General features: G+C 38.8%; 5 protein-coding genes. All 5 read left to right on the top strand.

The features are described from left to right. Positions 1-199 precede the first annotated feature (199 nt). The 5 genes from htpG (at position 200) to C7B62_RS14360 (ending at position 8605) form a co-directional block, all read left to right on the top strand. Positions 200-2167 carry a molecular chaperone HtpG gene (htpG, locus tag C7B62_RS14340; protein ID WP_106237544.1) on the top strand — a complete coding sequence of 656 codons (1968 nt, stop codon included), beginning with the start codon at positions 200-202 and terminating at the stop codon, positions 2165-2167. 357 nt (positions 2168-2524) lie between these two features. Next, positions 2525-3160, top strand: a complete 636-nt coding sequence (locus C7B62_RS14345) for a hypothetical protein (protein WP_146132108.1) — start codon at positions 2525-2527, stop codon at positions 3158-3160. Positions 3161-3781: 621 nt separating this feature from the next. Beyond that, entirely contained in the window at positions 3782-4399 is a 618-nt protein-coding gene (locus C7B62_RS14350) for a histidine phosphatase family protein (RefSeq protein WP_106237552.1), read from the top strand. A 950-nt stretch (positions 4400-5349) separates the two neighbouring features. Beyond that, the gene (locus tag C7B62_RS14355) at positions 5350-5499 is read left to right on the top strand and encodes an isochorismate synthase (RefSeq protein WP_106237555.1); all 150 of its coding nucleotides are present in this window, start codon (positions 5350-5352) and stop codon (positions 5497-5499) included. A gap of 280 nt (positions 5500-5779) precedes the next feature. Further along, complete coding sequence (locus C7B62_RS14360; protein WP_106237558.1) at positions 5780-8605, top strand: cation-translocating P-type ATPase; 2826 nt, start codon at positions 5780-5782, stop codon at positions 8603-8605. The last annotated feature ends 84 nt before the right edge of the window (positions 8606-8689 follow it).

The following is an 8689-nucleotide window of genomic DNA, read 5'->3' on the forward strand; positions in this document are numbered from 1 at the left end:
TAATGAATACTTTGACGGCGAAATGCATTGACCGCCTGTGACATCAATAAATCTGTCACTTAGGGCTGCAATAAATCTTTTCTCTCAGGTAGGGTAATCCGCATCCTTGTGGGTAGGGTATCCAAGAACATTTAAGGTCGAGCGATCGGACAATATTGATAATTAAAAGTAGTTTACGATTGATACTCTAGTTATAAATATGGCTGTACTTGAAAAAGGCAACATTTCGATTCATACCGAGAATATTTTCCCCATTATTAAGAAGTCTCTCTATACAGATCACGAAATCTTCTTGCGGGAATTAATCTCTAATTCGGTTGATGCTATCTCGAAACTAAAAATGGCATCTCTAGCAGGGGAGGTGCAGGGAGAAATTGCTGAACCCAAAATTAAGCTGGCGGTAGATAAAAGCAAAAAAACTCTCTCCGTATCTGATAATGGTATCGGCATGACGGTTGAGGAGATCAAAAAATATATCAATCAGGTCGCCTTCTCTAGTGCAGAAGACTTTATTAAAAAGTATGAAAAAGATGCCAATGATTTGATCGGTCATTTTGGCTTAGGTTTCTATTCTGCCTTTATGGTGGCAGAAAAAGTAGAAATTGATACTCTTTCTTATCAAGAAGGAGCAACTGCGGTACATTGGTCTTGTGATGGTTCACCAGAGTTTGAATTAACTGAAAGCGATCGCACTACCGTCGGTACTACTATTACTCTGACTCTACTTGATGATGAAGTAGAATACGCCGAACCCCAAAGAATCAGACAGTTAATTAAAACCTACTGTGACTTTATCCCTGTCAAAATTGTTCTCGATAATGAGCAGATCAATAAACAAGACGCACTCTGGAAAAAATCTCCTCGCGATCTAACCGATGAGGATTATCTAGAATTTTATCGTTATCTCTATCCTTTCCAGGAAGACCCTTTATTATGGGTACATCTCAACACTGATTATCCTTTCTTACTTAACGGTATTCTCTATTTCCCTAAACTCAAGCCAGACGTAGATTTTTCTAAGGGACAAATTCAGCTTTACTGCAACCAGGTATTTGTTAGTAAACACTGTGAAGCGATTATTCCCGAATTTTTGATGCCGTTGCAGGGAGTAATTGACAGTCCTGATATTCCCCTCAACGTCTCTCGTAGTGCCTTGACTAACGATCGCACTGTGCGCCGTATTGCCGATTTTATCACCAAAAAGATTGGTAGTCGTCTCAAGTCTCTTTATGAGGAAGATCGCAGTAAGTATATTAGCTCTTGGTCTGATGTAGGTACGTTTGTTAAATATGGAGCAATCAGAGATGAGAAGTTTAAAAAGCAGGTAGAAGATCTGATTATCTACCGCACTACTTATCAACCTGATGTAGCAGAAGTAGCAGAAGCACCCAAGGTAGAAGTGCAGACTGCGGGGGATGATGCTTGGTCTAGCGTCGATGATAAGCAAAATAACGCATCCACCGAACCTTATACTACCCTGCAAGAGTACCTAGCACGAAACAAAGATAAACGCGAAAATCAAGTTTACTACTGTAGCGATCCTAGTACTCAGAATACTTTTGTTGAACTGTATAAAAATCAGGGACTAGAAGTTTTATTCCTCGACTCTTTTATCGATGCGAATTACTTTATTCCTTTCTTGGAAAGAGAATATTCCGAAGTTAAATTTGCGCGGGTTGATTCTGAACTAGATGATACTTTAGTGGAAGACGATAAAGCACAAGAAATTGTCGACCCCACGACTAATAAAACCCGCAGTGAAATACTTAAAGAGCTATTTGAAAAAGCCCTGAATAAACCCAGAGTTAATATTAAAACTCAGGCAATTAAATCTGACAATCCTCAAGATACTCCTCCCGCGATGGTATTGCTACCCGAAGCAATGAGAAGAATGCAGGAAATGGCTGCCTTGATGCAAGAAAAAGCGATGGCATTCCCTGAAGATCATGTGCTGATGATTAATACCGCACATCCCTTGATTCAAAACCTGTTGGATTTAAACAAAACTACTATTATCCAAGGGGATAATTCCAACTCGATGGTCAATCTAATGTGCAATCATATCTATGATCTGGCGCTAATGTCACAAAAAGCTTTTGATGCTGAAGGAATGAAAGCCTTTGTCGAACGTTCTAATCAGGTATTGACTAACCTCACTAATAAGTAAGCTGCTAAAAATCACTCAGCAATTACGATGAGAGCGGGAATTAACACCCCGTTCTTTTTTGTAATTTAACAGTATTGCTTCCAGCTTATGATAGCCATCAGAATTATACTACCATAGTAATCAAACAATCAAAGTTAAGATCGTCGCTATTTAGTTAAAGCTAACTGTGCATAATATTTGCGAAAATTATATAACTAATATATCCTTTTAAACAACTATAAATAATCAATAACAGCCTCTTTAATAGCCAGCAAGTTTGCTAATTAGTTAACTTTAAGTGACTTGATTACCATATAATAATTACGATCAGCATACTTAGATAATAAATATGCTGATCCTAGGTAAGCAAATATTGTTGTGGTTGATATGGATATTCACCAACTTATCGATACAGTCGCTCAATTAAATACTAAATTGAGCGATTTAAATAAGATAGAAATAGCAAAAAAACAAGTGATTGAAGATGTTAATCGAGACATAGCAAAATCGCGTCAATTACTGGAGGATAAGGCTAAAGGACTAGAAAAAACCATAGAAAATAAATTAAATGGATTAAAAAAACTGGATGATGAGTTATTAAAAAACCGAGCTTTATTAGCCAAGCTCAATAACAGTCAAAATCTTAATTCTTCTGGCTATATTAAGAATGATATTCCATCAGAAGAACAAAAAACCAATATACAATCTGACAATAATCAAGATACAAACTTACAAACAGGTCAATCAAGAGCCGATCTAATGAACACTTCTCTTGAAGACTTTATTGCTCAAAAGTTTCAAGAAGAATACAAAGTAAAATATCCTGAAAATAATAATTTTCGCCTGAGCAATAAAGATTTTGAGAAAGTGCTGTCTACGATCAAAGGAAAAGCAAAGCAATCTGATGATCTGCAAAAAATTATTGATGAATATTTGTCAAGTTATTCCCAGACTTTAACTGATTCCCAGATCAAGATGCTTGAACAAGAGAAAAATAGATCCTTAGCAAAATAATTGAATAATTTGCTTGATGGAGTTTAACTATCTCTGTCAATTGGGTTTAGTTTAAAGTCCGTTCAAGGGCAGATTCGCGATCGCTTTGACTATTTTTGGCTCAAGCAAACCAGTGGTCAAGAAAATATTTGAGCGATCGCACATAATACTGAATCCGTTTCATATAGGTTACTTAAAAATTTGAGTAACAAGTAACAAGTAACAAGTAACAAGTAACAAGTAACAAGTAACAAGTAACAAGTAACAAGTAACAAGTTATTCTGACTTCATCACCAAATTTTTACGCAGAAATTAAACATTACCTTTGCCAAGCGGATTTAGTATAAAGTAAGTCTGGTGTGAATTAACAGCAGTTTTCAGTTGAATAGACTCCGTTGTTGAATAACTAGTTTTTGGTTCTAAGCTCTAAGCCTTAAGAGAGAGATACAGGCGGGCAAGGGCAAAGTGGTGTATCGATGGTCAAGAAAGAGTTTTCAGGCTTGGTGGTTCGGGCGATCAACTGTAAGTTAGCCGAGAAATGTGTTGAGGTTTACCTAGGCTAATCGACAAGCAAGGTATACTCAAAATCGTTAGTATTTAGATCAAAGTTTAACCCAAAACATCATCTTCAATTCTTAATTGATGACTCTAAATCTATTTTTCCTCAGACATGGTGAAACCGTTGCTAGCAGAACAGATGGTTTTTGTGGAACTACTGATCTGCAATTAACCGCAGCAGGAGCAATTATGGCAAAAGACTTTGCTGTTGCCTATTCTCAGCTTAACTGGACAGCAATTTTTGCCAGTCCCATGATACGCACGATTTCTACAGCCAAACCTTTATGTGACCTGATCAATATGGAAATGCAGTTACGGGATGGCTTAAAAGAAATAAACTTTGGTCAATGGGAAGGTAAAACTCCCGCAGAAGTCAACCAGCAATATCACGATCAATATGTGCGCTGGCAATCTGAACCTGGGTGGAATGCTCCTCCTGATGGAGAAAGAGCCATTGATATTGCCCGTCGTAGTTCTGAAGTTGTTGAAGAAATCGAGCAAACTTATCAATCTGGAAATGTGTTAATTGTTTCCCATAAAGCTACCATCAGAATTATGTTGTGTTCTCTGCTGGGCATCGATGTGGGAAGATATCGCGATCGCATTGATATGCCTGTTGCTGCCTTGAGTATAGTTGAATTTTGTGAACAGGGACCAAAACTGAAAAAATTGAGCGATCGCTCTCACCTTAAACATAATTAATTTAAAGGCTGATGTGAGGTAGTGGAGTACTGAAGTACTGGAGATAGGGGAGAAAAATAAGAATCCGTTGTTTTAGCCAAGAAAACGAAGGCGAAGCTAATTCTTGAGGGCAAGAAAACTATTTGTTGCCCATTTTCGACTGATTGATGGGGAATTGGAGCAATAGTGAATCAATAATTGAATGCTTCAGCCTTCACGCTTCACAACTTCTTCAAGTTTTTAGCTTACCTTGAGGATACAGACGAGTATTGGAGATGTTTCATGAGTAAGAGACAAACAAGAGCAATTAAAATTAGCTTCCCTTTTGGTCTGTATTTTGAGCAACTATTTTATAATGATACTTACGTCAGATTTATTAATCCTTTCAGCTTTTAGCGTAAATATAGGATTAAACATTTAGAAAGCTGTCGTGAACTAAATACAGTCCAATATTTAGAAAGCTGTCATCAGCTAGAGTGGCAATCTTGGAAACTACCTCACAGTGGCATAAATGAAAACTCTCTAAAAATATCAACACTTAGTACCTCTTTTGAACAAAAGACTTCAAATACAATATTTGTCTTACAATCTAGTATTGAGTTGAAATATCGGGGCGTTACTTATCGTACTAGAAAAATTGTTAGTGTAAATATTAGTAGTGTTCAAGTTGAACCTGGATTGCTTAAGCCAAACAATTTTGTACAGCCTGCAAATTATAACAACACCAATACTCCAGAGATTTTTGGTGGTAATCAATAGGTAAATAAAGCGAATCTTTGGTCATCCTCACAAAATCTTCAAATTTTATGAATATTCTTAAACCAAAGAACTAAATTCTTGCTCAATTTCACGATGGATAGCTTAACCGTAATGTTCCACTAGCAGAAAATTTTTAAAGACTATCTCCTCTGACAAGGTGGCAGTTCAACCAAGACATCCTAGCTGAATAATAAATTAAAAAGGTAAAAGATATGAAAGTTTTTACATGGATGCAAAGCACAGTTCAAGATCTTTGGGATGGAGTGTCAAGACTTTTTAAACCTACAGACGATGACTATCCAAAAACTGGAGTACAGCCATTTAGTGGTGAACCTGGCGATGACTCCCAGAAATATTCTTGATAGTTAAACAGTAACAACTAATCTTTCCAAGACAAGCTAGTAGAGACAAAAAATATTCTACTGGCTTTTTAGTTGATGCTACTACACGTTTACACGTTTTAAATCTTAATTTTAATTAAACATGCTGGGGCTTGAATAAAAATCATCAGTCGCGATCGCGTAACTTAACACTACGTTCTTTACATCAGAAAACATCAAACTAGAATGTTAAGATAAGTCTTCGTAATTAAGTCTTACCTAACTACTTTGCTTTCTTAAGCGATTAAAACTGCCCTAAGCGATGAATTCTAAAAATACTTCAAGTGTCTTTAGTACATTTACAAGTACCAAAGATTGGCATACTCTTAATTCTCAACAAGCAATTGAGTTACTGGAGAGCGACCCGATTGCTGGTTTGAACAGTAACGAAGTTATTCAAAGACAAAAATATTTTGGGGAGAACGAACTAAAACAGGCGGACGGACGAGGCAAGTTAACGATTTTGTGGGATCAGTTTACCAATATTATGTTGGTAATGCTGATTGCGATCGCCATAATTTCGGCAATCCTCGATCTGCGTAAGGGTGATTTTCCCAAAGATTCCATCGCAATTTTCACGATCGTTGTTTTAAATGGCATCTTAGGCTATGTTCAGGAAAGTAGAGCCGAACAAGCTTTAGCTGCTCTCAAACGCCTCTCTTCTTCTTCGGTGAAGATGATGCGCGACGGTATAACTCAAGAAGTCGATGCTAAAGAGTTGGTTCCAGGAGATATCGTATTTTTAGAAGCAGGAGTACAAATAGCTGCGGATGGGCATTTGCTTGAGACGCAAAACTTACAGATTAACGAGTCCACCCTCACAGGAGAGGCTACGGCTGTTAATAAAAATGCCGATCCTATTTTCCCAGAAGATGCTCCTTTAGGCGATCGCCTAAACCTCATATTTAAAGGTACGGAAGTTTTTCAAGGTCGAGGTAAAGCGATCGTCACCAAAACGGGGATGGACACCGAAATTGGTAAAATTGCCAAGATGTTGCAAGGGGTAGAAACCGAACCAACTCCTCTGCAAAAACGCATGACCCAACTAGGAAATGTCCTGGTTAGTGGTTCGCTAGCTTTAGTCTTCTTGATCACTGTTGGCGGTTTACTAACATCAGGATGGCAGATTTTTGAAGAGATCTTGGAAACTTCTTTAAGTATGGCCGTAGCCGTTGTTCCAGAAGGATTGCCTGCTGTGGTAACCGTAACTCTCGCTATTGGCACCCAAAAAATGATTCGTCGTCAGGCGTTAATTCGTAAACTACCTGCGGTGGAAACTCTGGGTTCGGTGACGACGATTTGTTCTGACAAAACAGGTACTCTGACCCAAAATAAGATGATTGTGCAGGAGGTACAAACAAACTCTTTTAACTTTGGAGTTACGGGAATAGGCTATCAACCATCAGGAGAATTTCAAGCCCCAGATAATCACCAGGTAGAAAAAGAGCCAGAAGTCCAAAAGTTGTTGCAAGCTTGCGTACTGTGTAACGATGCTTTGCTGCAATACTCACAAGACAAGGCAAAAAAAGCTGTAGAGTGGTCGATTTTGGGAGATCCAACCGAAGGCGCACTATTAGTTTTAGCGGGTAAAGCAGGGATTTTCAAAGCAGAATTAGAGGAGCAAATGCCTCGCAAGAGCGAGTTTGCTTTTTCTGCCGAACGTAAGCGCATGTCCGTTATAGTGGCAAATCCAGAGCCTGGCGAATTTCCCTATGTCATGTTTACCAAAGGCTCCCCTGAGTTAATTTTAGAGCGATGCGATCGCATCGCTTGGACGAAGCCCAATCAGCAGCAAATTAACGATAATTCTGAACCAATTACCGAGCCAAAAAAACAGCAGATTCTCGAATCTAATGCTCATTTAGCTAGTACAGGCTTAAGAGTTTTAGGTTTTGCCTATAAATTCTTGAGTGAAATTCCCGCAGTAAATACAGAAGAAGAATCTGAGCAAGGACTTACTTGGTTAGGCTTAGTCGGAATGTTAGATGCACCGCGAGAGGAAGTAAAACAAGCTGTGCAAAACTGTCGTCAATCAGGCATTAGACCGATTATGATTACAGGCGATCATCCTTTGACTGCCATGGCGATCGCTAGTAAGCTAGGTATAGCTCATGCAGGTGAGCCAGTGGTTTCAGGGCAAGAAATCGCCAGGATGTCGCCAGAAGAATTAGAGGAATCTGTTAGACAAGTTAATGTATATGCTCGCGTTGCTCCCGAACATAAGCTGCGTATTGTTCAAGCACTCCAGAAACAGGGACAATTTGTGGCAATGACAGGGGATGGAGTCAACGATGCTCCAGCTTTAAAACAGTCTAATATTGGGATTGCGATGGGCATCACGGGTACTGACGTGAGTAAAGAAGCTAGTGACATGGTTTTGCTAGATGACAACTTTGCCACAATTGTGGCAGCGATCAAGGAAGGCAGAGTAGTCTATGACAATATTCGTCGCTTTATTAAATATATTTTAGGTAGCAACATCGGCGAGGTATTAACGATCGCAGCAGCACCTCTATTGGGTTTAAATGTTCCCCTTTCTCCCCTGCAAATCCTGTGGATGAACCTAGTCACTGATGGTTTACCCGCTTTGGCTTTGGCTGTAGAACCAGCGGAATCCAATGTCATGAATCGTCCAGCCTACGATCATCAGGAAAGTATTTTTGCTCGTGGTTTGGGAATATATATGGTGCGAATCGGCATTATCTTTGCCGTAATAACTATCGCTTTAATGGCTTGGTCTTACAACTACGATCGAGTTACTGGAGCAGAGCCTAATCACTGGAAAACCATGGTATTTACTACCCTTTGTTTAGCGCAAATGGGTCATGCCCTAGCTGTTCGTTCTGACACTAAGCTGATCGCCGAAATAAATTTTTTTTCCAATCCCTATTTATTAGGCGCGATCGCCTTAACCACTGTTTTACAAATGTTACTAATTTACGTTGCTCCTTTACGCAACTTCTTTGGTACTAGTGTTCTAAGTTTGACAGATATATTAATTTGTCTGGGCTTTAGTATGTTGGTGTTTGTCTGGGTAGAAATGGAAAAACTATACTACCGTTATTTTTCGGCTCGCCGTAGTCGATAGATATTTATCAACGTGAGTTCGACAAAGTTAGAAAGTAGCAGAAGGTAGTGCCAATAATTCTTTCGGCTCTAGATCGAGAGAAGG

This window comes from Pleurocapsa sp. CCALA 161 (assembly GCF_003003995.1).
Classification (GTDB): Bacteria; Cyanobacteriota; Cyanobacteriia; order Cyanobacteriales; family Xenococcaceae; genus Waterburya.